Source organism: Paraburkholderia sp. SIMBA_030 (genome assembly GCF_046535245.1).
In the GTDB taxonomy this organism is placed as follows: domain Bacteria; phylum Pseudomonadota; class Gammaproteobacteria; order Burkholderiales; family Burkholderiaceae; genus Paraburkholderia.
Map to the genome: position 1 here is coordinate 192136 of NZ_JAWRXB010000001.1, position 26759 is coordinate 218894.

Below are 26759 nucleotides of genomic sequence, written 5' to 3' on the forward strand. Positions count from 1 at the left end.
GAGTCGTGTCGAATCACGAACGACTCTCAACCGGGCGAAAGGCCTGGGCTTGTCAGGTCAGCCGCCCTGCTTCATCGCGTCCGGCGCAGCCGTCTTTTGCGCTTCAGCGCCCTTTACCGGCCCAGCGACCTGAACTGTCGTTGTCTGCGCAAAAAACTGCGCCTTGACAACCGGGATCGCGTGCTCGCCCAACACCATGCCGAGCAATCCGGCCAGCGCAATCAGCGGCGGCGCCGGCGACTGCACCTTGAGTAGCCAATAGAGGAGCCCAATGCCGAAGCCGACTCCCAGAGAAATGATGTAGCCCATGCTATTCGTCCTTTCCAGAAACCCCTGTTAATTCGGCCAGTCCGATCCCAGCACCAGTCCGCAGAAATTCAAGCGGCGATAGTTCGGGTCACACCGGTCCAGTACGTCGGCATTCACCGTGCCGAACGTCGTCTCCGGCCGATGCTCCATGCCGCGCGCATAGGCATCGATGATCTTCTTCTTGAAGCCTGATTCGCGCGGACAAGCCTGCACGATTTCATCGCACTGCTGTGCGGTGAATTCGTCGTGGCGGGCGCCTCGAACATCCATCTGCACGCCGGCGCTGACTAGCGCGACCAACGGCGACATATGCTCCGGAATGCCCGGTGTCGTGTGCAACGCGATCGCTACCCATACTTCGTCGATCAAACGGTCGACGACGACATGCTGCCGCAGAAAATCGCGCGCGGCGTTCGCGCCGTCCACCTCGAAGCGGTACGGCGAGTGCTGATACTTCACGTTCAGCCCGACGTTGTGAAACATTGCAGCGACATAAAGCAGCTCGGCGTTGAACGTCAGGTGCTCGCGATTTCCGGTCAGCGCGCCGAACAGAAATGCTCTGAGCGAATGATGAAACATCAACTCTGACTCCGTGCCGCGGATCCAATCGGTCGCCGCCTGAGCCATTACACCGTCGGGAATCTCAATGCCGGCAATGGTTTTCTTCATCTCAACTCCTCCGTGTCGCCCCCTGCCCCTGGTACGCCGCTACACGCATGCCGGACCGGTACCACAGCCAGGCGACGTTTAGGACCGTTCGACGTCCAAGGAACTCCTGTACGTTGCAGCGTATCGAATTAAATCCATAAAGACATTGGCGGATCCTTAAAAACACTTAATCGACGCGGTACGTCTTCGAATCCATTCACAGCGACAGTTCATGGATGCGCCGCACGCCGTCGCGAATCCATTGCAGAAAGCCGCCGGCGCTCTGCTCCACATTGCTCGGCGCTGCGAGCACCATTTCCTCGGTTGCATGGTGTTCCGACAGCAACCGGCACATTTCCTTCACCACCTCCGGGCGCTGCACGAGAACCGGTGTCAATGCGCTCTTGTCCAGCCGGAACACGGTGGCGCGGGTCAGTGCACGCGCCACGACAGCGGTCCGGACGCCGGCGAGAACGCCCGACTGGCCGATCGAATCACCCGGCGCGAGCCTTCGCAGTTCGATCTCGCCACCGTCCTTCGACACGATCACTTTCGCGACGCCCTGCGCCAGAATATGAAGCTCGTGGCCGTCCTCATCCGCCGCGGCATAAATGATGTCGTCGGCATCGAACTCATGCTTCGTCAGTTGCGCTGCCAGGTGCGATATTTCATCAGCTTCCAGCGTCTGGAAGATCAGCACGTTGCGCAGCAAGCGATGTTTCTCGTCCGTTGCGTCGAGAATCGGCTCGGGCACCGATAGCGGCCGCAATACGACGCCGCGTGAGAGCAGGTGGCGGTGCGCGAGATCGAACAGTTCATTGCGCACGCCGATCTTTTTGCTCAGGGCGTCGACATAGCAGACGATCTCGTACTCGATCGCGTCGTTCGTAGCGCGGCGCACGCTGACAAGCGGCTTGGGATCGATCAGCACGTCGCCGGAACTGGCGGCGGCGTTGGCGAGCGTCTCGAGCACGAGCGCAGGCCGGATCGACGGCTTGACCGGCAGCATGATGCTGATCCCATGCGTATGCGACGGCTCATTGGCGTTGACGATATTGGCGCGCGCCGCCACGCTATTCGGAATCACGACGATATTGCCCTGACCGTTCAGCAGGCTCGTCGCACGCCAGTTGCTTTCAACCACTTTGCCCTCCACGTCGCCGATCGTCACCCAATCGCCAATCCGAAACGGCTCCGTTGCGTTCAGGACGACGCCGGAAAACACATCGTTGAGCGTGCTCTGGATCGCGAGGCCGAGCACGACCGCGAGCGCGCCGGACGTGGCGAGCAGCCCTTTCACCGGCAATTGCAGCACGAACGCGATCGCCCCCACCGCGGCTGCCATGAACACCAGCGCGCCGAGCACGTCCTGAAACAGGCGTTCCCGGTGCCACGCCTCGGGCAGCACCACGCGATCGAGCACGATGATCACGAGGCGCGCGCCCTGCAGCCACCACACCACCTCCAGCATCTGCGCAAGCAGATGGCGCAGCGGCTCATCCGGCCAGGGCGCCTCGCGCAGCGGATTCATCCCCGATCGGAACAGCACGTAGGTCGACAGACCGAACATGAGCGCACGCAAGGCGAGGCGCACCCGGTCGCTCTTGCGGTCCATGAAGCGCCAGGCGAGGAAATCGAGGACCAGAATGCCCAGGCCAAACAGCACACCGTCGGTCAGGGTCGGCATCAAGGTCCTCGCGCGCGTAGTGGCACCAACCCGTGGCTATCAGAATGCGAAACAGCTACATCCCAATGCGCCCCAGAAACCGTTCGAGTCGCTGACCGGTACGTTTTTACGCCATGCCCAACCGTGGGCATGAGCATGCACGCCGCACAGATTCACGCAGCCATCCACGCACGCCACCGCAGTCGGCTTGTAACGGCTGTAGCCGCCGAATTCCGCCACCGGCGACCACGACGGGCTGACCGGCAGATCGGGGGGGCCAAGCGGCGCGAATTCGTCGTCGGCGTACACGATCTTGCCGCCCACCACCGTCATCGCGGAGGTCAGGAACTTGATGCGGTTTTCGTCGACAGTAAAGTAGTCCTCGCTGAGTACCGCGAAGTCCGCGAACTGACCGGGCACCAGCGCGCCCTTGCGGTCATCCTCGTTCGAGAACCATGCGCTGCCTACCGTGTAGCGGCGCAAAGCTTCCATCCGGTCCAGACGGTTCTCGCTGGAATAAATCGACGTGCCGCCGACCGTTTTTCCCGACACCATCCAGTACAGCGAGACGAACGGGTTGAAGCTGGCGACGCGCGTGGCGTCCGTCCCCGCGCCAACGGGCAATCCGGCGTCGAGCATGTGGCGAATCGGCGGGGTGCGCTTGACGGCATCTTCACCATAGCGCTGGATGAAGTACTCGCCCTGAAAGGCCATCCGATGCTGGATCGCGATGCCGCCACCGAGCGCACGCACCCGTTCGATGTTCTTCTGCGTGATGGTCTCGCAATGGTCGAAGAACCAGCGCAGCCCGTCGAACGGGATCGTGGCGTTCACGCGCTCGAATACGTTCAGGAAACGCTCGATCGATTCGTTGTATGTGGCGTGAAGGCGGAACGGCCAGCGGTTCGCCACCAGAAGTTTGACGACAGCTTCCAGTTCGTCTTCCAGCGTATCCGGCAAGTCCGGGCGCGGCTCCAGAAAATCTTCGAAATCCGCTGCCGAGAACACCAGCATTTCACCGGCGCCATTCACGCGCAGGAAATCGTCGCCGTCGCCGGGTTTGGTCACCTTCACCCACTTCGCGAAATCTTCGATTTCCTTCCTGGCATTCTGGGTAAACAGGTTGTACGCGATACGCACGGTCAGTTCGTTGTGCTTCGCGAGATCCATGATGACCGCGTAGTCATCCGGATAGGCCTGGTAGCCGCCACCCGCGTCGATCGCGCTCGTCACGCCGAGGCGATTCAGTTCGCGCATGAAGTGCAGCGTGGAATTGCGCTGATCTTCCGGCGCGAGCTTCGGCCCTTTGGCGAGCGTCGCATACAGGATGCCGGCGTTCGGCCGCGCGATCAGCATGCCGGTCGGGTTGCCGCGCTTATCGCGCTGGATTTCGCCGCCGGGCGGATTAGGCGTGTCTTTGGTGTAACCGACCGCGCGTAGCGCCGCTGCGTTCAGGAGCGCGCTGTCGTACAGATGCAGAATGAACACCGGCGTATCCGGTGCAATCGCATTGACTTCTTCGAGCGTCGGTCCACGGCCTTCGGCGAACTGGAATTCGTTCCAACCGCCCACCACGCGCACCCATTGCGGCGCCGGCGTGCGTGCCACCTGCTTCTTCAGCATGTCGAGCGCGTCCGCGAGCGACGGCACGCCGTCCCAACGCAACTCCATGTTGAAGTTCAACCCACCGCGGATGATGTGCAGGTGGGAATCGTTCAGACCGGGGATGACCGTGCGCCCCTTGAGGTCGATCTGCCGTGTCGTGGCGTTCACGTGACGCATCACGGTTTCGCGAGATCCCGAAGCGACGATTCGGCCGTTCGCGACGGCAAGCGCGTCGGCGAATGAACGCTTGTCGTCCTGCGTGGCGATCTTGCCGTTGAAGAAGACAACTTCGGCCGGCGTCGGCGCGGAAGTGTTGGAAGTCATGGCGATCCTCAAAGGGAGCGCTCCGCGTTCAATGCGCGGAGCTATTCAGGGGAAGCGGGCGTTCGTCGCGTTTCGCATCCATGAGGTATTCAGAAACAGGGTGCAACCCACATGCGGAATTCGGGACCCGATGTTTCGCCCTCGAATTCCGCGCGACGTGTTTAACGCGCTGCTTACTTCACCTTAGCCGGCACCGGCGCCAGGACTTCGTGCTGCTGAGCCGTACGCTGAGCCGCCTTGTGCACCATCGTGTACGCGTAGTCCACGCCCATTCCGTATGCACCCGAATGTTCTTTGGCGATCTTCATGACAGCGTCATAGGTCTCTTTGTGCGCCCAGTCGCGTTGCCATTCGAGCAGCACCTGTTGCCACGTGACCGGCACCACGCCGGCCTGAATCATGCGCTGCATTGCATAATCATGCGCGTCCTTCGACGTGCCGCCCGACGCGTCGGCGACCATATAGATCTCGTAGTCGCCTTCGTCCATGGCGCATAACGCAAAGGTATTGTTGCAAACCTCAGTCCACAGACCTGCCACCACCACCTTTTTCCGGCCATTGGCAGCCAGCGAGTCGCGAACCTTCTGGTCATCCCACGAATTCATGGACGAGCGTTCGAGCACTTTGTGGTCCGGAAACACATCCAGCAACTCGGGGTACGTGTATCCCGAGAAGCTTTCGGATTCCACGGTCGTAATCGTGGTAGGAATGTTAAACGTCCGCGCTGCCTTCGCGAGTCCTACTACGTTGTTCTTAAGCACCTGACGATCGATGGACTGGACCCCAAAAGCCATTTGCGGCTGTTGGTCGATGAAGATGATCTGCGAGTTTGCAGGTGTCAGGACTTCGAGTTTCGGATTTGCCATGGCTATGTACGTCCTAAAGATTGAATGAACACGGGAACACATACCGCACTTGCCTGAAGTGCGAGGAAGACTGAAATCCATTCTATCCACGGCCATCTAAAGAATCCTTCCCGGGAACCTTAATAGTTCTTAAAAAATATTCGATTGGAAGAGTCTGGCGCATCCCGGCATCAGACCACGCCGTCGCGTCTCAGAACATTTCACATTTTCTGCAGGACTTTATGTGCGCGGTCTTCCTACACTTCAATCAGTCGTAGTCTCGAACGCAAGCTGTACCTATCGACGCAGTCAAAAGGACCCGCCATGAAAGAAGCACTTAAGGCAACAGCGCATCGCACGTCGCCGTTGAAGACACCGACTCGCCTGACTGAAGAGGCGACCCGCGACATTGCCGGCGCGTTAACAACGTTGCTCGCGGACGTGTTTGCGCTGTACCTGAAGACGAAGAACTTCCATTGGCATATGTCAGGGCCGTACTTCCGCGACCTGTTCGAATCCGGGCGCCATGCGTAAAGCCGGCGCAACGGCGTAGCGCCCGCTTGAGACGGCAACGCTTACCAGACGAGGGCGCGCCGCCGTTCAGCCTTCGGGTGAGGTGTGGAGCCGTGCTTCGAGAAACTGAACAAGCGAACGCACTTTGCTGGAGTGACGGCGATTGGGCAGATAGGCGGCATAGACCACCGCATCGCCTTGATGAGGGCTCGCATCGAAATTCTCGAGGAGACGCATCAGGCGTCCCGCGCGAATCTCGGCACCGACCAGCCATTCGGGCAACAAGGCGATGCCGTGTCCCGCCATCACGGCCTCAAGCAGGATGTCGAGACTATTGGACGACAGATGACCGCGCACCTCGACGCGCTGCTCGACGCCGTCCCGGCAGAAAGTCCAGACCTGGCGAGCGCGGTAGCCGCCGCCGTACGCGACACGAAGACACTCGTGGGATTCGAGCGCTTGCGGTGTTAGAGGCGTGCCGCTGCGTTCAAGGTAGTCGTGGCTTGCCACGATGTAGCGCGAATTGTTCGCCAGCTTTCTGACGATCAGATTGGCGTCACGATCGGGCATGCCGATCCGGATCGCGACGTCGATCCGGTCGAGCGCGAGATCGGCAAAGTGATCGGCCACGACGACGTCGAGGACCACGCGCGGATTGGCGGAAAGAAAGGCCGCAAGGTGCGGCGCGAGCCGCAAGCGGCTGTAGGTTGACGATACCGAAATTCTGAGCGAGCCGACCGGCGACGCGCCACTGTCGAAGACGCTCTCGTCCGCTTCGGCCAGATCGTCGAGCACCTTGCCGATTTGCTCGACGTACGCAATGCCGGCGTCCGTGAGGCTGACCTTTCTCGGCGTGCGGGTCAGCAATGCGGTACCCAAGGAGGTCTCCAGCGAATCCATCAGACGAGTAACCGACGAGGTGGCCACCCCGAGGCGTTGAGCGGCCTTTGAAAAACCACCGGCGTCAGCCACCTCCAGCAACGTATTCAGGGCGAGGAATTTGTCCATGGTCGGCCTCATCGACGTTTTGGTTGCGCGGAGCGCAACACCGTGTTGCATTCTAGACCAATTCTACAAATTCAATGCAACGCCTAAGCTGCATCCATTACTTGGTGAGGGGTGCAACATGCAAGCCATTCAGCTCGAGGTCAACTACGGCAAAGTGCTGCGCACGCCGACCTTCCGCGCACTCGCCGATGCCACCGATGATCCGTTCATGCAGCCGATCGTCGATCTGCGCTCGCCGAAGATGGTGTTCGGCCGGGCAATATTGCTCGGCAACCGGGTGATGAACATCGCCCGCTAACGTCCGCATTTTCCGTTTTTTTACTTTAAGGAGTTGTCATGTCAACCCAGGCATCCACCATGGCGGGCGGCACAGGCCACGTCAAAATGACGCGCAGTCTGATCGCGTTGTTCGCGTTCTGTTGCGGCGCTATCGTCGCGAACCTGTACTACGCGCAACCGATCACCGAGCTGATCGCACCGGACATTCACATGTCCGGCAATACCGCCAGCATGATCGTTTCACTCACGCAGATCGGCTACGCATTCGGCCTGTTCTTTCTGGTGCCGCTCGGCGACCTGCTGGAGAACCGCAAGCTGATGATCACCACCGCGCTGGTCTCGATCGTGAGCCTCGGCGCCGCGGCTTTCGCTCATCAACCCGGCTGGTTCCTCGCGATCTCGTTGCTGGTGGGATTCAGCTCCGTGGCCGTGCAGATTCTGATCCCGCTCGCCGCGCATCTCGCGCCGGACGAGTCGCGCGGCAAGGTGGTCGGCACCATCATGAGCGGCCTGCTGCTCGGCATTCTGCTGTCGCGTCCGATCTCCAGCCTGGTGGCCGGGCACTTCGGCTGGCGCGCGGTGTTCGGTTCCGCCGCGGTGCTGATGGCGATCGTCACCACCGTGCTGGCGCTGACTATTGCGCCGCGTCAACCGGAGCACAAGGCAACCTACTTCGAACTGATCGGCTCGCTCGGCCAACTGGTCCGCACCATGCCGGTTCTGCGTCACCGCTCGTTCTATCAGGGGCTGATGTTCGCTTCGTTCAGTCTCTTCTGGACCGCGATCCCGGTGGAGTTGACGCGACATTACGGACTCTCGCAAACCGCCATCGCCATCTTCGCGCTGGTCGGTGCGATCGGCGCAACCTCGGCGCCGGTGGCCGGACATCTGGCCGATGCGGGTCACACAGTGCGCGCAACGCTGATTGCGCTCGTGGTGGGCGCCCTCGCCTACATGCCGGCGTTGATCCATCCGGCGTGGGGCGTGTTCGGGCTCGTCGTAACCGGCATCGTTCTCGACTTTGCCGTGCAGATGAACATGGTGCTCGGCCAACGCGAAATCTACGCGTTGCATGCGGCGAGCAGAAACCGCCTGAACGCGCTGTATATGACCAGCATCTTCGTCGGCGGTGCTTTTGGTTCGGCGCTTGCCAGCCCGCTCTATGAACACGGAGGCTGGCCGCTGGTCGCCGGCGCCGCCACGGCCTTCCCGCTCATTGCCCTGGCGCACTATCTCGCGATCGGCCGCCCGCACGCAGCCAGCATCGCGTGACTGCAGTTTCGCCCGGACACCCGGACGGCGCGCCTTCCGCGCGTTGCCCGCGCGCCGTTCGGTTAACAAGATTTCAGCGTAGCTTCAGGAAATTCCGTCATGTTGGCGATACGCTGATCGACATAGTCATCTCTGAATGACGCACGGGGTGACGCACGCGTATTCCTTGATTCAGAATTTCTTGAACAGGTGCATGAATGACTCGTAAGTCTAGATTGCTGGCGATGGGCGGTGTGGTCATCGTGGCCGCAGTGATCGTCGCCGCATTGCTGATGTGGAGGCCCGCCATCGCACCGATTAGTCCTCCGGCAGCGGCGTCGTTCGACGCGCAGACAAAGCTCGCCGGCGCGCGCGTCGTGGCGCTCGGCGACTGCATCGTGTGCCACACCGCGAAGGGCGGCAAACCGTTCGCGGGAGGCCTGCCGCTCGCCACGCCGTTCGGCACCATTTACGCGACCAACCTCACGCCCGATGTCGAAACCGGCATCGGCAGCTGGTCGCTTGAGGCCTTCACGCGCGCGGTGCGCCACGGCGTCTCCCGCGATGGTCATCTGCTCTATCCCGCGTTTCCCTACATTCACTTCACGCGCATGTCCGATGGCGACATTTCGGCTGCCTACGCGTATCTGATGACGCGCGAGCCGGTCAATGCGACCGCGCCTGCCAACGACCTGATCTTTCCGTTGAACTTCCGGCCTTTGCTGGCCTTCTGGAACATCCTGTTCCTGCACCCCGGAGAGCGGGCCGCAGATGCCTCGCAAGATGCCGGGTGGAATCGCGGAAAACTGCTGGTGGATGGCCTCGGTCACTGCGCCTCGTGTCATTCGCCGCTCAATGCAATTGGCGGTGAAAAGACGGGACGTGCATTCGACGGCGGCATCGTCGACGGTTGGGAAGCCCCGCCGTTGAATGCGCTCGGCGCGGCGCCGAAGCCGTGGAGCCAGGAACAGCTCGTCACGTATCTGCGCAGCGGCCGCGCCAGTGAACATGGCGCCGCAGCCGGCCCGATGCTGCCCGTCACGCGCGACCTCGCCACGGTGCCTGAAGAGGACGTGCAGGCGATCGCCACCTACATCCTGTCGATTCAGAAACCGCGACCAGCCGTTTTGAATGCCGCGGCCGCAAGCGCGGATCACGCCGATGCGTCGCCTGCGGCACAACGCGGCGCGATCCTGTTCGGCGCGTCGTGTGCGCAGTGTCACGGCCCCGCCGCGCCGATGCAATCGATCGGCGAGCGCCCCACGCTCGCGTTCAGCACCGCCGTCAACGCAACAACACCACGCAATGCCGCCCAGATGATTCTCAGCGGCAACGGCTGGCACGGCGAGGACAGCATGAACTACATGCCGGCCTTCGGCGAAATCTATAGTGACCAGCAGATCGCCGACCTGGTGTCCTACATCCGCGCGACCTATTCGCAGCGCGGCGAGTGGAAGGACGTCGAGGAAACGGTGGCCAAGGTCAGAAAGGAGAACGACGCGCGATGATCAACCTTACCGTCAATGGCGTGCAGCACGCGCTGGATATCGATCCGTCGACGCCCCTGCTCTATGCACTGCGCAACGACCTGCATCTGCACGGCGCGAAGTTCGGCTGCGGGCTTGGACAATGCGGCGCGTGCACGGTGATCGTGGGCAACAAGGCTGCCTTTTCCTGCCTGATTCCCGTGTCGTCGATCGGCAACCGCCCCGTGCGCACGATCGAGAGTCTCGGCACCGCCGAGCATCCCGGCCCGCTGCAGAAGTCGTTCATCGAGCATCAGGCCGCGCAGTGCGGTTATTGCATCGCCGGCATGATCATGCGCGCCCAGGCGCTGCTCGAGCGCAATCCGCGGCCGACAGAAAGTGAGCTGCGCGAGCACATGGAGCCGAATCTTTGCCGCTGCGGCACCCATATGCGCATCCTCGCCGCGATCCGCGAAGTCGCGCACCTGCCTGCACCAGACGCTACGTCCACCCCGCCGCAAGGCGCGGCGACCCACGGAGGCACGCAATGAGCGTCAAAGAAGACGATATCAACGAGGGACGCCGCCGCTTCATGATGTCCGGCGCGCTGGTGGTGAGCTTCAGCCTGTTCCCCGGCGTCAAGGCAATGGCCCAGGAGGTGATCGCTGACGAAGGCGCTGCCGTGCACGTCGCCAAAGCGACCGAGACGCTCGCGGGCAGCCTGAAGACCAATCCGTTTCTCGATGCATGGATCAAGATCGATCCCGCAGGCAAGGTGACCGTCTACACCGGCAAGGTGGAATTGGGCACCGGCGTGCGCACTGCGCTGCTGCAGATCGCCGCCGAAGAGCTGGACATGGCGCCCTCGCTGATCACGTTCCTGACCGCCGATACGGGCGCCTCGCCGGACGAAGGGCTGACGGCAGGCAGCCACACGATCGTCGACAGCGGCAGCGCGTTGCTGAACGCGTCCGCCCAGGTGCGCGGCCTGCTCGTCGACGCGGCGGCAAAACACTTCGGCGTCGAGAGCAGCGTGCTGAAAGTTCAGGACGCGCTCATCAAGACGCCCGACGGCCGCACGATGACTTACGGTCAGGCGGTCGGCGCGGTGGATCTCCATCGCATGGCCACGCCGGTGTCGCCGTTGAAAGATCCCGCGACGTTCGTGACGATCGGCACATCATTGCCGCGCCTGGACATCCCGGGCAAGGTGACGGGCGGCGCGAGCTATGTGCAGGATATGTCGATGCCCGGCATGCTGCATGCCCGGGTGGTGCTGCCGCCGGTCTATGCTGCGAAGCTGCTGCAGACCAATACGCCCGACATTCTGAAGATGCCGGGCGTCGTCAAGGTCATCAGGGACGGCAGCATGCTGGCGGTGGTCGCCAAAGGCGAATGGCAGGCGGTGCAGGCGCAACGCGCGCTGGCCGCGGGAAGTCAGTGGAGCGCCGGACGCGCGTTGCCCGACCCGGCCACCGTACACCGCGATCTGAAAACGATTTCCACGCAACACATCGAGATTGCGAACACGCACAATGCGACCGGCATGCCCGTCAAAACGCTGAGCGCGAAGTACACCAAGCACTACATGCTGCACGGTTCGATCGGCCCGTCCTGCTCGGTCGCGCAGTTCAAGGACGGCACCATGACGGTCTGGACGCACTCGCAAGGTGTCTATCCGCTGCGCGATGCGCTCGCGGAAATGCTGTCGCTGCCGAAAGAAAATGTGCGCTGCGTTCACGTCGAGGGATCAGGCTGCTACGGGCACAACGGCGCGGAGGACGTGGCGTCGCACACCGCCTTGATCGCTCGCGAGATGCCGGGCCAGCCGGTTCGCGTGCAATGGATGCGCGAACAGGAACATACCTGGGATCACTTCACACCCGCAATGGTCACCGAAGTGAGCGCATCGCTCGACGCGAGCGGCAGCATCGTCAACTGGGATTACGCGCTGTGGAGTAGCTCGCACAACGAGCGGATCGTGAACGCCGGCCGGCTCCTTCCCGCGCAAATGCTGGAGAAACCGTTCGTGCCGGCGCCGTCGGTGCCAATGGTGCAGCCCGAGGGCGGCGGCGACCGCAACGCGATTCCGCTGTATGCATTCCCCAACATGCACGTGATGAACAACTTTTCGCCGACCATGCCTTTGCAAACGTCGGCGATGCGCTCACTCGGCGCGCACATGAACGTCTTCACGATCGAGACGTTCATGGACGAGTTGAGCGCCGCGGCCGGCGCCGACCCCGTCGCGTTCCGGCTCAAGCATATGCAGGATCCGCGCGCCCGCGACGTAATCCGGCTCGCGGCCGAGAAATTCGGCTGGCCGCGCGCGCCGCGCAAGCCGAATCACGGCGTCGGTTTTGCGTTCGGCAAGTACAAGAACCTGATGTCGTATGTGGCGATAGCCGTGGAGATATCCGTGGTGCGCGAAACGGGCCAGGTGATTCTCGAACACGCCGAAGTGGCGGTGGACGCGGGTCAGATTGTCAACCCCGACGGCATCCGCAATCAGATCGAGGGCGGCCTGATTCAATCCACCAGTTGGACACTCTATGAACAATTGCAGTTCGACACATCGAGAATCCGCAGCTTCGACTGGAGCAGCTACCCGATCCTGCGATACTCCGCCGTGCCGCGCAGTTTGAACGTGCATCTGATCAACCGGCCGGGTGCACCGTTTCTCGGGGCGGCCGAAGCCTCGATGGGCCCGACCGCCGGCGCGCTCGGCAACGCGTTGTTCGATGCGACCGGAAAGCGCTTGCGCGACATGCCACTGGGTGGCGATAGCCTGCGCCGTCAGATCAACGTATAGGGAATCCGCCGCCTCAGCGACGAAAACGTGCAGCGCGTCGTAATCGTGCAGATCGAAAGCACCGATACTCGCTTTGCCGCTGGCGCGTTCGATCGTCCGGGCGACTTCCTGTAGCCGTGCGAAGCCCTCGCCGATATCGATGAGATGGTCAACTTGTTGTCCATAAAACGAATGATTCGAATGCGATCATCTGGATCGGGCCACGCAAGGGTTTCCGCTGGTCCTCGCGATGAATAGAATAGATAAGGCGTTAAACCGACGCTCTGCAACTCAGGCGGAGAGGATCATCATGAAAGTCACTGCGTTTTTCACGGCCATGGCTTTAAGCACTGCCCTTGTTACGCCGGCTTTTGCCAGCGAGCATATGCATGTGAATCACGACCACGAACACACCCGCTATCAGCCTGCGCATGCGGACCAAGGTGGCACGGATCAAAATACCCCGGCTCCGCCGCCACAAGACAGCAAGTAAGATCGACGGCTTCGCACTAGCCCGTCCAAGACTTTCAGCATGGCTGCACAGGCTATAGGGTCGTGGTGTTTCCGGATGCGTGGCTCGCCCTAGCGAGCATAGCGAAGCAAGAAATCTCGTAACGGCGGATTCACAATTTCCGCGTGCGTCAAATTCGGTGTGTGCCCCGCCCGGTCGACCAGAATAAGATCTTTGCAGTTCGGCAAGCGGGCGGCGAGCGCCTCCGCACAGCCAGGGCTGATGGCGGCGTCGTCGCGCCCATGAAATACGATCGATGTATGCGTAATCTCGGCGAGGCGCGGCGTGATGTCGTCTCTCGAGACAAGGGCATTGACCGGATGTTCGAAGTGATCTGCACCTGCGTTCAGCCATTTCTGGATCCATGCCGATGCCGCGTACTCGGGACCGAACAGAAACGCCGACAGATTCTGCGCGACATTTTTCGCGCCGTTGCGCGCCCATTCCGCTTTCAGCTCTTCGAAAGACTGGCGGACCGCCTCGGAGTCGAGATCGCTTCTTGTCGATATCAGGGCGATCGCCCGAAAGCGATCCGGCTCCAGCAACGCCGCGCGCATCGACAGAAATCCTCCTTGGGACATGCCGACAAGCGACGCCGAAGCAACCTCCAGATGATCGAGCAAGGCGATGAGATCCTGCGCGGAGTCCCAGTAGCTGAACGCTCGCGTTGTGGCTCCGGTTGCGCCAAAACCTCGCTGATCCCAGACCACGCAACGGAACGCCTTCCGAAGTTCCGCAATGTTCGGCTGGAACATATCGCCGTCCATCAGGAAACCATGACTGAAGACAACGACAGGTGCTCCGGAAGGGCCGAACTCATCGTATGCGAAGCGTATCCCTTCTCGTTCAAAAAACGGCATGCCCATTCCTACTTTCGGATAACACGGTGGATTCAATATAATCTAACCTTCGTTTTAACACCTGATCGAAAGCGCCGATTGCTTGTCAAATAGTCCTGACTTTTTCCCAATCTCCATGCGTGCCACAACGCGTTTCTACCCATTGACTGCACTCCTCACTTTTGATTTAGTGTCGTCTATGTGCGCTGTCGATCGACGGCCTTGCCGCAGACCCGCGCAGCTTATCGAAACGTTTTTTGTATTCATTGAACCCGGCAAAGCGCAATGCACCGCCTCGTTCCACGAGGAGAAATGTTTGGCATGAAGACAGTACCAATTGACGGCGACAAGCCCGTCTGGATTTTGCAAGGAAGTTTCGGGCGAGCAACGGTGAACTTCATTAGCCGTCCGCTCGTCGCTCACGCCCACTCCCAATACCAGTTCCTTTTCAAGCTTGGCGGAAGCAACTGCAAATTCCGCGTCGGCGCAGACGATTGTGCGCTTACGGCCGAGCGTGCCATCTGCCTGAATCCATGGATCGAACACTCGAAAAACAGCAGCGACGATGAGCCTTCCCTGATCCTTTCCCTCGTGATCGAAGCACCTTGGCTGCGACAGCAATTGAAACTCGCTGAACGCGGTACCGCCAGCATTTTCCCGAAAGCCGAAGTCGTCGTCACGCCGGACGTGCGGCATCATGTGGATCGTATCGCTGCGGTCATCACCAACCACCTTGTCGCCCATGACGACGACTGCATGCCTATTCTTGCGGATCTGGTGACCGCGCTCGGCCGGGATTTTGCCGATCCCGCGTTGACCGCCGGTATTGTCCCGTCAGGTAGACCGATCGATTTTCGCATCCGCAAAGCGGTGGATTTCATCAAGCACACCTCAGTGATGAATCCCACCGTCGCCCAGGTGGCGGCTCAAGTCGGCCTATCCAGGTCGAGATTCTTTCAGCAATTCCGACTATGCATGGGCATTTCACCGCAGCACTACATCGATTGGGTTCGCATGTCGCATGCGATCCAGTTGCTTGGCGCCAGCGATAAACCGCTCTCCGAAATTGCTGAAGAGTTGGGGTTCGAAGAGCACAGCCACTTCACACGTTTCTTCGCGCAACACATGGGGGTGCCGCCCAGTGAGTTTCGCAGGCATTCAGTGACGCTGGATAATCAGCGGGGCTAGACGCCGGTGTGGAGTTCAGAATGAACTCCACACCGCCTGAAAGCCGCAATCCGCTATAAGCGGAATCAGGCTGCGGACTTCTGCGTTGCGTAACCACGCTCATAGATGGAGGCATCGGCAACTACCGGATTGCCGAGAACGCCCAACCCGTCGATTTCGACCTCGACCCAGTCTCCCGGCCGCATATGTACCAGACCCGGTGTCGGAAACGGACCGTATTGACGCGAGAGATCCTGGCCCTCCACATCATCCGGCTGAGGCTTCAACGCGCCAGGCGTTCCCATCGCAATCAGGTCGCCGGGCCGCAAGCGATAGCCCTGACTCAGATAGCTGATCACCTGCGCGACGCCCAACAGCATATCGTCGAGAGGTGCGCGCTGACGAACGACGCCGTTGATGCGTGTCATCACGGTGTGCTTTGCAGGATCGCCAAATTCGTCACGGGTCATCAACCACGGCCCATAGGACCCGGATGCCTCGAAATTCTTGCCGAGGCCGAATTGACGATTGTGCATCTGGAACTCGCGAACCGATCCTTCGTTGAGGCATGTGTATCCCGCCACATGTTCCAGCGCTTGCTCCACCGGAATATAACGGCCAGGCGCGCCGATAACGACACCCAGTTCGGCCTCATAGTCGAACGCGCGCGCAACGGATTCCGACGGCGCCAGAATTGGCTCGCCGGCACCGACATAGGACGCAGCCGTGCGTATGAAAAGGTGGGGATATTCCTTCGACGTCTGAAGTCCCGTCTCCGCGATATGGCTCTTAAAGTTCAATGCTAATGCCCACATCGCATTTGGGCAGTCAAGAAAGGGCTTGAGCGTGACGTCAGCGAGAGCCCGATTGCCTTGCCGCCCTTCTGCCGCTAGCCGCAAGCGCGTAAGCCCATCCTCCTGCTCCAGGATTGAAATGAGGCTGGACGGCAGGTCTGGAGCGATGTCGGCGACAGCAACGAAATGGGTCGGGCTGGTGACGATTCCAAGTGCGATGTGGCCACTGTCGGAATAAGCAATAATCTTCATGATCGAGAATGTCTTTGCGTTGGATTAAACAGCTGGATTTGCAGTCTGAATGCAGGAGCGCTGTGCCAGGCGCGTCGCCGGCGCCAGCAAAGTGCCGGCATTTGCGGGTCCAATCGACGACATGTCAGCAAGCGGACGTGGCGAGCCTCAGTTCTCCACTGCGGCGGCGCTATCGGGAAACTTTTGAGCCGTTCTACGACCGATCAACGATAGGGCGGCCAGCGCAAGGATCGCAGCACCGGCGGGCACGACGGCGGTGAGAACAATATCGCGCACCGGCCAACCGAGCGACAGCAGGCCCCCTCCAATCGCCGGCCCCACGAAGGAACCGACCCGCCCGATCGCATGCCCCCAGCCGACCCCGGTCGCGCGTATCTCCGGCGGATAAAAGGCGACTGCGAGCGCGGTCTGACCCATGATGCCGTTGACCAGACCGGCACCGATCACGCCGATGAGCAGCAGGACAATACCCGGCGTCACCGCCACCTGACCAAGGCCGGCAATGCTGAGCATCACCAGCAACAATCCCAGAACGAGAGCCGATTTCACCCTGAGCCTGCCCGCGAGCGTCATCATCGCGACGGCCGCGGTCATCAGAATGTTGCCGCTCAGACCACCGATACTGAAGGCCGCCATACCGACCGATGCATGGTCCACTGAGAAGCCGAAATCCACCAGCAGCGTCGGCACCCAGAACAGCAGTGCGTAGACGTCCATGAAAATCAGGAATGAAAACAGCCACAGCAGGCACGTGTAGGCACCCAGACCATTTTCGAACAATGCCTTGAGCGGATTAGACACACGCACGGCGGTGGCATCGGCTATCACCGTACTGCGCGCCGGGAGGACGCGAAAAAACGCGGGAACAAGCAGGAAGGGAAGGACACCGCCGGTCACGAAGATCGACTGCCAGCCGAAGTAACCCATTAAAGGGCCACCGGCCACGCCGCCCGTGACTGCGCCCACGGACATGCCGGTCGTCACGAGCAGGGATGCCGCCACCTTATGCTTCGCGCCAATGATGCCGGCCGCCGCCGTAATGGCGATCGGCAACGCTGCGCCCAGACCAATGGCCGCAGCGAGGCGCATGACGGACAGACTGACGATATTGTTTGCATACGCCGTCAGCAGCGTGCTCCCGGCGAACAGCACAACGCTGGCGACACCCATGGAGCGATGTCCGAACCGCTGAGCGAGCGGACCGGAAACCATGAAACCGATCGCCGCACCAATGTTCGTCGCCACGAAAACGGTCGTGAAGCGCGCTGGCGCCAGGTGCCATTCATGCGCGAGCCTTGGCACGACAAAGGAGATCGACGTGGTGTTAAATCCGTCCAGAACGATCACGAGGAAGCACACCAGCAGAGCCAGCACCGGCCCTGCGCGGTGCGTCTTCGCGAGACCGTTCTCTATGGACGCTTGCGGGTCTTTCGTATTCATTGAATCATCTCCTTTACAACTCGCACACGGGCACACGACCCCGCTGACATACCGTATGACGTACCACCATGGGTTCAGGCCCGTGTGAACGCTGCGATGCGCTGCTGCAGCGCGGGGGTGAAAATACGCTTGGGAAGCATGCAATGAATGCCCTTGGGCGGAATGGTCGAGTAAACCGTTCCAGTCTGATTGGCGTATTGCGTCACACGGAAGCTGCCTGCCACGCTATAGATTCCGTAGCAATCTTCCGGTGCAATGCCGGTGGCCGCGGACAGCCAGCTGATCATCTGGCGCAGGCAGGCAACCAGCGAATTCTCGAGGGAGTCGGAAAACCCGAATCCGATCCAATGCTCAGGCGTCTCCGCCATCGGCACATTCAGTGCAGCGCCCTTGTGCAAAATGTACTGGATGCGCATCTCTTCGAAGGCCGTCTCAATCGAGGTCTGATCGACGTTACCCTCACCGGACGCCCCCATGGAGCCGCCCGTCCACACCCGCGCACCGCTCACCTGCACCGGCAGGAAGATCGACGTGTCCACACCCAGCACGGCACAGTCCAGATTGCCGCCGTAATTGCCGGCCAGATTGGCGCTGATGGGTTTCTCGCCGGCTGGTTGCGTAGCGATATACGCCTGAAATGGCGTCAGCGGAATATTGACGCCAGGTACATACGCGGCGGCCGTCCTGTCCTTGTCGAACTTCAGATAGCGCAGGTATGGCTTGAAATCGTGCGGCAATGCGCCGACGCCGGGAGGCGCGGAATTCCAGCCCCAGTCGATCGGCCGCATCTTCAACATACGGCATTCAACCAGATCGCCCGCTTCGGCACCGACGATCGAAACGGGCCCAATCAGTGAGAAGGGACCGTTGGGGTACTTCTTGCGGATCGGCTCGCGTTCCTTGAAGTTCATCCCATACTTTGCCTCATTGCCCCAATTGGTCCACGTGCCGTCGTACCAGACGGTATCGCCCGACTTGATCGTGACCGCCGTCGGCGCGCCGGGCTCGATCTGCCCGACCTTGACCGTGTCCAGCGACGGCACCAGTTTGATGGTCTGACCTTCGCGCGAGGCTGCCGCTACAGCCGCCGCCTGCGACGTGCCGCTTTGTGCGCGAGCTGCGCCGGACAACCCTAAAGCGCCCGCCGCAAACGCACCGAAGCCAAGCTTCAGGATCGATCGGCGGCAAGTGTCGGTGGCGTCACATGTCGAGGCAAGTCTGTCGTCCGCGGCGCCTGCTATGCCCACTGCATCGCACTGTTCTGTTTGGCGTTTCATTAGAATCTTCCCAATATCGTTTCTATAGGACACGACGTGTCATCGCACAGTCGTTGCACCGATTGCTTCAATTGCACCCTTGATGACCTGATCATCGATGTCAGAGGGCGCACCACTCGCGCCAACGGCACCTAACAGATGCCCATCGGCAAAGACAGGAAACACACCCCGTGCCGGCAGAAACGGGGCGAAATACCCGGCACCCGAAACATTGCTGTACTCCGAAGGATCGTCCTTGAAGCGCTGCTCCAGCGTGGCGCCGGATTGACCACCGAGCGCAACGGCGGCAAAGGCCTTACCGCGCGCGAAGTCAACGCTGACAAAAGGCGCGCCGTCCATGCGTACAGCCATGATGAGGTGACCTCCCGGGTCGACTACCGCGAAACTCATCGCGAGATGGCGGCTCTGCGCGGTTGCCGTAGCGATTTCAACAAGCTTCGTTGCCTGCTGCGTACTCAGCGAATAGCTTGCAAGCGGGGACGCTGTTTGTTGCGCCTGGGGGGTGTCGGCGGCGCATGCGTTGCTCAGAAAAGCGAGGAACGCCGACCCAAGCAATGCGGCCAATACGGCCTTTCTTGACGGCGCTGAACGACAGAATCTCAAGCTGACCTCCTCTTCATGACACCTCCAGCAGCGCTCGATAGATAAAGCTTATGCCTGGTGGCACCCGTCGCTATAACCAGAAAGATTGCGCGTTTACCAACAAGTCCGAATACTTTGATCGCGCGTATCGCCGAAGACGTAGCCCCCAGCGCCCCCCTTTAAGTCACGCGTGCTATTGACCCGATGCAGGCGCCGGCGCAGCCTGTTTTGACGCAGCTGCCTTGCGTTCGGCGTCCATGATGTTCTGCGGATAGTTATCCTGATTGCCTGACTCTCGATAGCCGTTCTTTTCGAGTGCCTTCAACTCGGCGTTCTTCTTCTCCCGCCGGGCCTTGCGCGCGGCCTTACGCTGAGCTTTGGCGACCTGCTTTGGCGTTGATGCGCTCATGGATGCGGACGCCTGCTCCCCACTAGCCGGTTGTTGAGCCATCGCCACAGGCGCCTCGATGAGCATCAAGCCAAGCGATGCGACAAGTGCAGCTGAAACTGCACGAAACTGGACCATGATTGAGTCTCTTTGAAAGTTGAATGACTGAAGATAGATGGATCGCGAAGCTTTGTCGTCCGGCGCACGCTATCGCGCCGGACGACCGCCGGGTTGTTTACCGGATCGCTTACTGGGTCGCGAATACCGCGACGCCGGCGCCTGCGAACTGCTCCGAGTGGCCCGCGCTGTGCGGCAAGAAGACACGATGAGACTCACCATCCACCGCCACCGAGTGCGCGCCCGCCGTGGTCGGAACAATCGCGACGATGCTGCGCGTAGCGGCGTCGACAATGCCTAGCGCCGGGTCGAACTTCGCCGTCTTGTTGCCAACCTGCGAGACGTTGTCAGCAGAATGATGGCCGGCAGCCAGGAAATAGCGGTTGGACACCGGGTCGTACACGACTTCGTCCGCGCCGCCGAACGGCAACTCGGCGACCGTTTTGCCGTTCGTACGGTCGATGATCACCGTGGTCTGCTTGCCGCCCTCGTCAGGATCGCATCCGATCAGTGCGTCGTTGCCCGGGCCCATTGCGAGGCCGGTCGGACCTTCACAACCCTTCAGTGCGAATACGTTCGCAACGGCAGGCTCGCCTTCGAGAACTGACGCGACCGGAATCACATCGACCTCGCCTTTCGGATTGGCTTTCGTACCATCGTTGTTCAATACGAAGTTCTTGCCCTTCGGGTCGTACGCGCACGCTTCAAGACCGGTCGAGTCCTTCAACGTGAGTTTCCCGATCACCTCCTGGGTCTCCGTATTGATGAAGGTGGCAAAAGGCGGTTCCTCTGCGCCACTCGAGAACATCACAACATGATGCTCAGGGTCCAGACAGCTCTCGTCGGCGCGAATGCCGGATGTGCTGACTGGAATGGTCTTAACCAGCTTTCTGGTTGCGACGTCGATCACCTTGACCGCGTTGACGTCCCCCACGTACACCAGCGACGTGCCCGGCACCGGGGTGATCCCCGACGGTCCCGATTTGTCATGGCTGGGTCCAATGCCGGCGAAGTCAGCCTTAATCTGGTCGAGCAGCGTGGCCGTTTTCGTGTCGAACACGTCCAGCGTGGCGTTCGCCCCGTCCGCAAGATAGTACTTGCCGTCCGCGGACGCGCTGATATCGAAGCCGAACGGCTTGGCGCTCGTCACCGGAATATTCGCAAGCCATTTGGGCGCGGTCTCAGCCGCGTCGCTAGCCCACGTATAAGCGCCGACTGCCAAAGTACCCGCCAAAGCCAGTCCAAGGTATGTACGTTTCATGTGTTGACTCCTCCAATCGTTAAAATTTTCAGCCGTAGCCGGGGCGGGGAGCAGGTCCCCAATTCGGTTATCGCAACGCAGACCAACCTGCGATATAAGCGTGCCTAGAAAGCGTGATACATGCCGATTCGCACGTCGGCCTGCTGACCTGCCAGCGAAGGTGCGAAACTTCCGCCGATGACGGCGTCCACGCCGGATGACGCCTTCAGGTAATCCGAGGAGATATAAACCTGGGTACGTTTGGACAGCGAATAAAGCGCCGCTGCAGTCACCTGGTTCCACGTGTGGCCTTCGAAGCCGGTATGCTGATAACCCAGAACCAGTTGCGTGGCAGGTGTGACCTGATACGTCGCCCCGGTTTCATAGACGTGCATAACCGAGGTCTGGGCCTGGTACTTCAGGACGGTGTCGCTGAAGTCGCCATAAAGGGTAAAGTCTCCAATCGCGTACGATGCGCCGATCCCGAACGTTCCCAGGGAACTGAGTTGGAACTCAGGCATCAGATCGGTCGCGGCATTGCCCGACACAGTGGCGACAGGCACATTGAAGAACGTGTGGACGCCAATTTGCGCATAAGGGTCAAGCGTGGGCTTGGCCTGGTACGTGTAAGCCGCCCCAACGATCAAAGGCCCATTGGCGTATTGCAAACCCGCACTCCAACCGCTTCCGTCATGGAAGCTGCCCGCCGCATTGCTGAAGCCGTACATCGCGCCAAATGTGAAACCGCCCCATACAGGACTCGTGTACTTGATGGAGTTCTTTATGCGGTCATTGTTGGTGTGATCAAAGTCGCCCTGGTGGATCGCGTAGCCGCTGCCGGCAGCGCCCACGTTGAATTGGCCAAAGAAATCCGCGCTGAAATCGAACTGATTGCCCATTGTCAGCGTACCGTAGCCGGTTTGCAGACCGACCCATGCCTGCTGGCCAAATAAGGTGTTCGGCTGATTGAGCTGACCGTTGTTCAGGTTAAACAACGTCGACAACTTGAACACGGTCTTGACACCGCCGCCCAAATCTTCGGTACCCGTCAATATCCACAGATTCGGAAACAGCACACCGCTATCGGCCCTGTAATTGTGGTGACCGCCATCGTTGTCGACGAACGTGATACCGTCGTCCAGTTTGCCCGCCATCGTCACGCTACTCTGCGCAAAGCTCGCACAGCTCAAACCAGCGCTGCACAAACCTGCACCAATGACCGCGGCAATCGTCCTTCGTTTCATGTCTTCCTCACTCGCTCTTAGTAATGGATTCATTGCCAGCCGTTTCCGGTTTCACAGCTCGCATTTATATATTTATTCGTTATACGAATCGTCAAGGCAGGAAAGACAGCCTGAAAGAAACGCTCGATGCACCTGCAAGACGACCAGATTGCGTCGACCGCCGCCTTAGCCGGCTTTCCGACTCACCACGCCAAATCCTTCCTCAAGTCCATCTTCTGCAATATCCATGCAATCGTTTGCACATTATTGTGCAATCTTCGCGGGTCAAAGAATTTATCGACTCATGTTTTCCCTTGGTATTTCAATTAATCAGCCGAAATCTATTGAACAATCGATTGCCTAAGGGTCCGCACTGATACCGGTGCAATTGGGAGCACCGTGATCGTTGATCGCCCTATTCTCCCGGCGCGTTCTCGACCGGCCCGGTTACCCGTTGCGTTTGCGTCGACCGGATCGTTATCCAGATAATACGGAACATCGGGTTAAAGTCCTTGACCTCGAAGTCTCGCCGCTTATCAAAGCGTCCATTTTTGTGACCAACGGTAATGGGGCGTAGCGACGACGGCGGCAACAGACATGCGACACAACCAGCACAATGGGCGACAAACAATCCTCAAGGTCATTTGTCGCCCCTCGGAGTTAGCCGATCCGCTCTTTTCTGCCCCGCCCAAGAACGTCCGCGAGCACCGCAATCAGCAGCACGGCGCCAACGACGAGTGGCTGCCAGTTTGCGTTGAGGTTCAAGAGGTTCATCCCGTCGATCACGAGCGCGAGAATGACGCAACCGGACAACGTGCCCAGCAGGCTCCCCGCGCCACCGAATAGAGACGTGCCGCCGATCAGGATGGCCGCGATAACGGGAAGCAGAAGCGGCTCGCCCATAGCTGAATCTGCTGCATTGACCCGCGCGAGATAAATAAGCGCGGCAATCCCGGACATCAGGCCACTTATCGTATAGACAGCAATTTTGCGCCGGCGCACCGGTATGCCCGAGAGTCTGGCAACCTCGCTATTGGCGCCAATCGCATAGATTTCCCGGCCGAAATTGAGCCCTCCCGTGACGATCGTCGCGCCGACCAGTACGAATACCATCATATAGACGGGCAACGGTATGCCGCCGAGGAATCCTGTGCCCAGCGTTCTGAAACCCGCTGGAAAACCGTAAATCTCATTACCCCCCATGTAATGGAATGCGAGCCCCTGGACGACCCAAAGCATCCCGTACGTGGCGAGAAACGGCGGCAGCCGCAGCAACGTCACGGCGAGGCCATTGAGCAGCCCGATCAGCGTACTGCATGAAAGTGCGACTAACGCCGCCAGAATCGGCGACCCGCCTGTCTTCATGACACCCGCCGCCAGACAGGCCGAGAGCGTAAGGTTGGCCGCGATCGAAAGATCAAAACCGCCGGACAGGATCACCAGCGTAAGTCCGGAGGCGAGCAGGAACATCAGGCTGGCCTGACGCAGAACGTTGAGCAAATTGGGGGTTGCGGAGAACGAAGACGTCGCGAAGGCCAATACCATTCCGATCAAAACGATAAGTATGGCGCGATAGATCAGCGTAGCCGTTTCCTCGCGGACATGATGACGCACATCCAGCTGGCTGACGCGGGACCACCCGAAGCGGGAGTTGTTCAGAATACTCATGCTTTCGCTCCCTTAACCCTGGACTTGCGCACGCTATCGATAACAACGACGAGGAGTACCAGCATCCCGACGGAAACCACCTGAAGAGAGGATTCGATGCCAAGGAGATTCAAGGCATTGCGCAAAACGCCGATCGTCAGGACGCCCATGACCGTGCCGAACAACCATCCTTCACCGCGCTCGAAAGACGTGCCACCCAGGACCACGGCCGCAATCGCATCGAACTCCATGCCGATCGCCGAGGTCGGCTCCGCGGAATTCATTCGGCCGACCAGCACCAGCGCCGCCAATCCGACCATCAGTCCACCGAAGACATAGATCGCAATGTGAAAGACCTTGGCCTTGATACCGGCGAGAAGCAGCGCGTCCCGATTACCGCCGATGGCGAATACGTAGGTGCCAAACCGCGTGTGATACAACAACAGATGGGTCAGCGCATACGCGAGGAGCGCAACGATCACCGGAAACGGAATGCCCAGAAGGGTCCACGCATAGAGCAGGGCTACGCTGGGGTTCCCAACGACAACCGCGTTGCCGTCCGTCAGCACGAGCGCGATACCGTGGGCAATGCCAAGCGTACCGAGTGTGACAACAAAGGGAGGGAGTCCCAGCTTCGCTATGAGTGCGCCGTTGAAGAGACCTGCCAGCATCCCCACCGCCACTGAAGCACATAACGCCAGCGCGATACCCCATCCCAACCCCAGCGTCTGAGCGAAAACGACCGCACAGAGACTGAGGAGCGCGCCCACGGAAAGGTCGAGCCCCTCGCTCAGAATGACCAGCGTCATCGGCATCGCAATCATGAGCAGGATTGAGACCTGCAGTCCGATGTTGGTGATGTTGCCACTCGATGCAAATCCGGGCACACCGAGCATCGCCGCCGCCGCGAGTACGACACTCGCCGCGACAATCGACGGCACAGGCCGCCGCTTTCGCATCACACTGACTCTTTCAACCGTTGCTTCCATCATTTAACTCCCATGCATCGCCAGGCGAAGAATGTTCTGTTCGCTCAGGTTTTCTCTGGGTAATTCACCCGAGACCACGCCTTCGCGCATGACGTACGCGCGATCGCAAACGTGAACAATTTCCGTCAATTCAGAACTGATGAGCAGAACGGCGGCACCGTCTTTAATCAGGTTCTCGATCAAGTTGAAAATTTCGGTCTTTGCGCCTATGTCAATGCCGCGCGTCGGCTCATCGAATATGAACAGCCGGCAGCCGGCACTGAGCCATTTACCGATCACGATCTTCTGCTGATTGCCACCGCTCAGGACACGGGCGCATTTATTGGGGTCACCAGGCGCAATCCGCAAGGAATCGATGAGCGCTTTAGTCGCACTCCTTGCTTTCTCCGCTTGATACCATCCTTTCGGAAAGAGTTTCCACAGGCTGGACGTGAGCAGGTTTTCGTGCACGGAGCGCTTCAGCGCCAACCCCTCCTGCTTCCGATTCTCAGGAATCAGACCCACGCCCATTGCCGCGACTTTGTGAGGACCGCCAGTCACAGCTTCACCAAAGACGGTAACCTGGCCGGTTTGAATCGGGTCCGCACCGAAAACCGCCCGCACGACCTCCGTACGCCCGGCGCCCACTAGTCCCGAGAGTCCGACGATTTCACCGCACCGAACCTGCAGATCGACTCCGCGAACGCCGGTTGTCGTTGTCAATTGGCGCACGTCGAGCGCGACCTTGCCAGGCTCACCAAAATACTGGCGCTTGTACACCGTCCCGACTGATCGCCCGACCATCAACGCGATCAGTTCATCGGGTGTCGCCGCGGTGGCCGGCATCGACTGCACCAGACGCCCGTCACGCAGCACCGTGACGCGATCGCCCAGGTCGAACACCTCCTTCATGCGATGGGAGATATAGACAATCGCGGCACCGGACTCACGTAGTTTTCTGACGACGCTAAACAGCGCCTCGGCCTCACGATCTGAAATCGCCGCCGTCGGCTCGTCCATGACCACCACGCGGGCATGGTGCGAGAGCGCCTTCGCGATCTCCACCATCTGCTGCTGCGCGACGCCGAGGTCGGCCGCGTATGCATGGGTATCGTAGGCCAGTCCAAGTTCTTCGAGCGCAGCCCTGGCGTCGAGATGCATCTTGCGATGATCGATCAGACCAAAGCGATTGCGCGGCTCGCGGCCAAGATAGATGTTCTGCGCGATAGTCAGATGCGGTACGAGGGAGAACTCCTGGAAGATCACCGCAATGCCGAGTCGCCTGGCGTCAGCAGGCGATTCAATTGTTATAGGCAGGCCATCGCTGAAGAACTCGCCGGAGTCGGCTCTGTACGCACCGAACAGGACCTTCATCAAGGACGACTTCCCTGCACCGTTCTCCCCGAGAAGCATGTGCACTTCGCCGGCATACAGCCGAAGGTCGACGTCGGTCAGGGCGCGCACACCCGGGAAGCTCTTGCAGATCTTGCGCAATTCCAGAAGAGGCACGCCATCGGTCGGAATCGTAGTTTCCATGTTTGCCTTCAGTTTGTGGCTTGAGCAGTCGCTGGCGGTGCCGGATATCGTTCGAACGATATCCGGCACCGCG

The 26759-nt window shown here is 60.1% G+C and carries 24 protein-coding genes and 1 pseudogene; 8 read left to right on the forward strand and 17 right to left on the reverse strand.

Features of this window, described 5'->3' with window-relative positions:
* Nucleotides 1-57: 57 nt before the first annotated feature.
* The 5 genes from SB772_RS00795 to SB772_RS00815 form a co-directional block, all read right to left on the reverse strand.
* A complete protein-coding gene (locus SB772_RS00795; RefSeq protein ID WP_410831384.1) occupies nt 58-309 on the reverse strand; it encodes a DUF1427 family protein in 252 nt (83 codons plus the stop codon).
* A 27-nt stretch (nt 310-336) separates the two neighbouring features.
* Complete coding sequence (locus SB772_RS00800) at nt 337-978, reverse strand: HD domain-containing protein (protein WP_410831385.1); 642 nt, start codon at nt 976-978, stop codon at nt 337-339.
* Between the two features lie 196 nt (nt 979-1174).
* Nucleotides 1175-2644, reverse strand: a complete 1470-nt coding sequence (locus SB772_RS00805) for a mechanosensitive ion channel domain-containing protein (RefSeq protein WP_410831386.1) — start codon at nt 2642-2644, stop codon at nt 1175-1177.
* A gap of 39 nt (nt 2645-2683) precedes the next feature.
* Nucleotides 2684-4552, reverse strand: a complete 1869-nt coding sequence (locus SB772_RS00810; protein ID WP_410831387.1) for an amidohydrolase — start codon at nt 4550-4552, stop codon at nt 2684-2686.
* Between the two features lie 173 nt (nt 4553-4725).
* Entirely contained in the window at nt 4726-5418 is a 693-nt protein-coding gene (locus SB772_RS00815; protein WP_410831388.1) for a hydrolase, read from the reverse strand.
* Between the two features lie 303 nt (nt 5419-5721).
* On the opposite strand from SB772_RS00815, the pseudogene SB772_RS00820 reads away from it, so the two are divergent.
* A pseudogene (locus tag SB772_RS00820) lies at nt 5722-5904 on the forward strand (DNA starvation/stationary phase protection protein); the annotation flags it as partial.
* Nucleotides 5905-5997: 93 nt separating this feature from the next.
* Here the strand turns inward: SB772_RS00820 and SB772_RS00825 are convergent.
* Nucleotides 5998-6918 carry a LysR family transcriptional regulator gene (locus tag SB772_RS00825; protein WP_410831389.1) on the reverse strand — a complete coding sequence of 307 codons (921 nt, stop codon included), beginning with the start codon at nt 6916-6918 and terminating at the stop codon, nt 5998-6000.
* Here SB772_RS00825 and SB772_RS00830 point away from each other — a divergent pair.
* From SB772_RS00830 to SB772_RS00855, 6 genes are all read left to right on the forward strand, one after another.
* Nucleotides 6917-7216, forward strand: coding sequence for a hypothetical protein (locus SB772_RS00830; protein WP_410831390.1), 300 nt, complete (start codon nt 6917-6919; stop codon nt 7214-7216). The two genes, SB772_RS00825 and SB772_RS00830, sit on opposite strands and share 2 nt — an antisense overlap.
* Before the next feature lie 38 nt (nt 7217-7254).
* Nucleotides 7255-8469 (forward strand): MFS transporter, encoded by a 1215-nt coding sequence (locus tag SB772_RS00835; protein WP_410831391.1) that lies wholly within the window; start codon nt 7255-7257, stop codon nt 8467-8469.
* Between the two features lie 224 nt (nt 8470-8693).
* Nucleotides 8694-9956, forward strand: a complete 1263-nt coding sequence (locus SB772_RS00840) for a c-type cytochrome (RefSeq protein WP_410831809.1) — start codon at nt 8694-8696, stop codon at nt 9954-9956.
* The gene (locus SB772_RS00845; protein ID WP_410831392.1) at nt 9953-10465 is read left to right on the forward strand and encodes a (2Fe-2S)-binding protein; all 513 of its coding nucleotides are present in this window, start codon (nt 9953-9955) and stop codon (nt 10463-10465) included. The genes SB772_RS00840 and SB772_RS00845 overlap by 4 nt, the downstream gene beginning before the upstream one ends.
* Nucleotides 10462-12726, forward strand: coding sequence for a molybdopterin cofactor-binding domain-containing protein (locus SB772_RS00850; protein ID WP_410831393.1), 2265 nt, complete (start codon nt 10462-10464; stop codon nt 12724-12726). The genes SB772_RS00845 and SB772_RS00850 overlap by 4 nt, the downstream gene beginning before the upstream one ends.
* A 289-nt stretch (nt 12727-13015) precedes the next feature.
* The gene (locus SB772_RS00855; protein ID WP_410831394.1) at nt 13016-13198 is read left to right on the forward strand and encodes a hypothetical protein; all 183 of its coding nucleotides are present in this window, start codon (nt 13016-13018) and stop codon (nt 13196-13198) included.
* 89 nt (nt 13199-13287) lie between these two features.
* On the opposite strand, the gene SB772_RS00860 is transcribed toward SB772_RS00855, so the two are convergent.
* Complete coding sequence (locus SB772_RS00860) at nt 13288-14082, reverse strand: alpha/beta fold hydrolase (RefSeq protein WP_410831395.1); 795 nt, start codon at nt 14080-14082, stop codon at nt 13288-13290.
* 294 nt (nt 14083-14376) lie between these two features.
* Between SB772_RS00860 and SB772_RS00865 the strand changes: the two genes are divergently transcribed.
* On the forward strand, nt 14377-15243 hold the full coding sequence (locus SB772_RS00865) for a helix-turn-helix domain-containing protein (RefSeq protein ID WP_410831396.1): 867 nt from the start codon (nt 14377-14379) through the stop codon (nt 15241-15243).
* Nucleotides 15244-15308: 65 nt separating this feature from the next.
* Here the strand turns inward: SB772_RS00865 and SB772_RS00870 are convergent, their stop codons facing one another.
* The 10 genes from SB772_RS00870 to SB772_RS00915 all read right to left on the reverse strand — a co-directional run bounded on the left by SB772_RS00870 (nt 15309) and on the right by SB772_RS00915 (nt 26686).
* Nucleotides 15309-16268 carry a fumarylacetoacetate hydrolase family protein gene (locus tag SB772_RS00870; protein ID WP_410831397.1) on the reverse strand — a complete coding sequence of 320 codons (960 nt, stop codon included), beginning with the start codon at nt 16266-16268 and terminating at the stop codon, nt 15309-15311.
* Between the two features lie 147 nt (nt 16269-16415).
* A complete protein-coding gene (locus tag SB772_RS00875; protein ID WP_410831398.1) occupies nt 16416-17708 on the reverse strand; it encodes an MFS transporter in 1293 nt (430 codons plus the stop codon).
* A gap of 74 nt (nt 17709-17782) precedes the next feature.
* Nucleotides 17783-18985 carry an acetamidase/formamidase family protein gene (locus SB772_RS00880; protein WP_410831399.1) on the reverse strand — a complete coding sequence of 401 codons (1203 nt, stop codon included), beginning with the start codon at nt 18983-18985 and terminating at the stop codon, nt 17783-17785.
* A 39-nt stretch (nt 18986-19024) separates the two neighbouring features.
* Complete coding sequence (locus SB772_RS00885) at nt 19025-19549, reverse strand: GlcG/HbpS family heme-binding protein (protein WP_410831400.1); 525 nt, start codon at nt 19547-19549, stop codon at nt 19025-19027.
* A gap of 211 nt (nt 19550-19760) precedes the next feature.
* Nucleotides 19761-20042: a hypothetical protein gene (locus SB772_RS00890; protein ID WP_410831810.1), complete on the reverse strand. Its 282-nt coding sequence runs from the start codon at nt 20040-20042 to the stop codon at nt 19761-19763.
* 160 nt (nt 20043-20202) lie between these two features.
* Nucleotides 20203-21333 (reverse strand): hypothetical protein, encoded by a 1131-nt coding sequence (locus SB772_RS00895; protein WP_410831401.1) that lies wholly within the window; start codon nt 21331-21333, stop codon nt 20203-20205.
* Nucleotides 21334-21437: 104 nt separating this feature from the next.
* Nucleotides 21438-22556, reverse strand: a complete 1119-nt coding sequence (locus SB772_RS00900; RefSeq protein ID WP_410831402.1) for a porin — start codon at nt 22554-22556, stop codon at nt 21438-21440.
* Nucleotides 22557-23195: 639 nt separating this feature from the next.
* On the reverse strand, nt 23196-24203 hold the full coding sequence (locus tag SB772_RS00905; protein ID WP_410831403.1) for an ABC transporter permease: 1008 nt from the start codon (nt 24201-24203) through the stop codon (nt 23196-23198).
* Nucleotides 24200-25174 (reverse strand): ABC transporter permease, encoded by a 975-nt coding sequence (locus SB772_RS00910; protein ID WP_410831404.1) that lies wholly within the window; start codon nt 25172-25174, stop codon nt 24200-24202. Before SB772_RS00910 ends, SB772_RS00905 begins: the two co-directional genes overlap by 4 nt.
* Entirely contained in the window at nt 25175-26686 is a 1512-nt protein-coding gene (locus SB772_RS00915; RefSeq protein ID WP_410831405.1) for a sugar ABC transporter ATP-binding protein, read from the reverse strand. It abuts the gene before it with no gap.
* Nucleotides 26687-26759: the final 73 nt, after the last annotated feature.

Coding starts and splice junctions, on each gene's coding strand:
- SB772_RS00890 (WP_410831810.1), bottom strand. CDS start 20,042: ATGCTCATCGAGGCGCCTGTGGCGATGGCTCAACAACCGGCTAGTGGG.
- SB772_RS00850 (WP_410831393.1), top strand. CDS start 10,462: ATGAGCGTCAAAGAAGACGATATCAACGAGGGACGCCGCCGCTTCATG.
- SB772_RS00905 (WP_410831403.1), bottom strand. CDS start 24,203: ATGAGTATTCTGAACAACTCCCGCTTCGGGTGGTCCCGCGTCAGCCAG.
- SB772_RS00845 (WP_410831392.1), top strand. CDS start 9,953: ATGATCAACCTTACCGTCAATGGCGTGCAGCACGCGCTGGATATCGAT.
- SB772_RS00795 (WP_410831384.1), bottom strand. CDS start 309: ATGGGCTACATCATTTCTCTGGGAGTCGGCTTCGGCATTGGGCTCCTC.
- SB772_RS00875 (WP_410831398.1), bottom strand. CDS start 17,708: ATGAATACGAAAGACCCGCAAGCGTCCATAGAGAACGGTCTCGCGAAG.
- SB772_RS00840 (WP_410831809.1), top strand. CDS start 8,694: ATGGGCGGTGTGGTCATCGTGGCCGCAGTGATCGTCGCCGCATTGCTG.
- SB772_RS00915 (WP_410831405.1), bottom strand. CDS start 26,686: ATGGAAACTACGATTCCGACCGATGGCGTGCCTCTTCTGGAATTGCGC.
- SB772_RS00910 (WP_410831404.1), bottom strand. CDS start 25,174: ATGATGGAAGCAACGGTTGAAAGAGTCAGTGTGATGCGAAAGCGGCGG.
- SB772_RS00860 (WP_410831395.1), bottom strand. CDS start 14,082: ATGGGCATGCCGTTTTTTGAACGAGAAGGGATACGCTTCGCATACGAT.
- SB772_RS00805 (WP_410831386.1), bottom strand. CDS start 2,644: ATGCCGACCCTGACCGACGGTGTGCTGTTTGGCCTGGGCATTCTGGTC.
- SB772_RS00900 (WP_410831402.1), bottom strand. CDS start 22,556: ATGAAACGAAGGACGATTGCCGCGGTCATTGGTGCAGGTTTGTGCAGC.
- SB772_RS00830 (WP_410831390.1), top strand. CDS start 6,917: ATGGTCGGCCTCATCGACGTTTTGGTTGCGCGGAGCGCAACACCGTGT.
- SB772_RS00865 (WP_410831396.1), top strand. CDS start 14,377: ATGAAGACAGTACCAATTGACGGCGACAAGCCCGTCTGGATTTTGCAA.
- SB772_RS00815 (WP_410831388.1), bottom strand. CDS start 5,418: ATGGCAAATCCGAAACTCGAAGTCCTGACACCTGCAAACTCGCAGATC.
- SB772_RS00800 (WP_410831385.1), bottom strand. CDS start 978: ATGAAGAAAACCATTGCCGGCATTGAGATTCCCGACGGTGTAATGGCT.
- SB772_RS00810 (WP_410831387.1), bottom strand. CDS start 4,552: ATGACTTCCAACACTTCCGCGCCGACGCCGGCCGAAGTTGTCTTCTTC.
- SB772_RS00880 (WP_410831399.1), bottom strand. CDS start 18,985: ATGAAACGCCAAACAGAACAGTGCGATGCAGTGGGCATAGCAGGCGCC.
- SB772_RS00855 (WP_410831394.1), top strand. CDS start 13,016: ATGAAAGTCACTGCGTTTTTCACGGCCATGGCTTTAAGCACTGCCCTT.
- SB772_RS00825 (WP_410831389.1), bottom strand. CDS start 6,918: ATGGACAAATTCCTCGCCCTGAATACGTTGCTGGAGGTGGCTGACGCC.
- SB772_RS00870 (WP_410831397.1), bottom strand. CDS start 16,268: ATGAAGATTATTGCTTATTCCGACAGTGGCCACATCGCACTTGGAATC.
- SB772_RS00835 (WP_410831391.1), top strand. CDS start 7,255: ATGTCAACCCAGGCATCCACCATGGCGGGCGGCACAGGCCACGTCAAA.
- SB772_RS00895 (WP_410831401.1), bottom strand. CDS start 21,333: ATGAAACGTACATACCTTGGACTGGCTTTGGCGGGTACTTTGGCAGTC.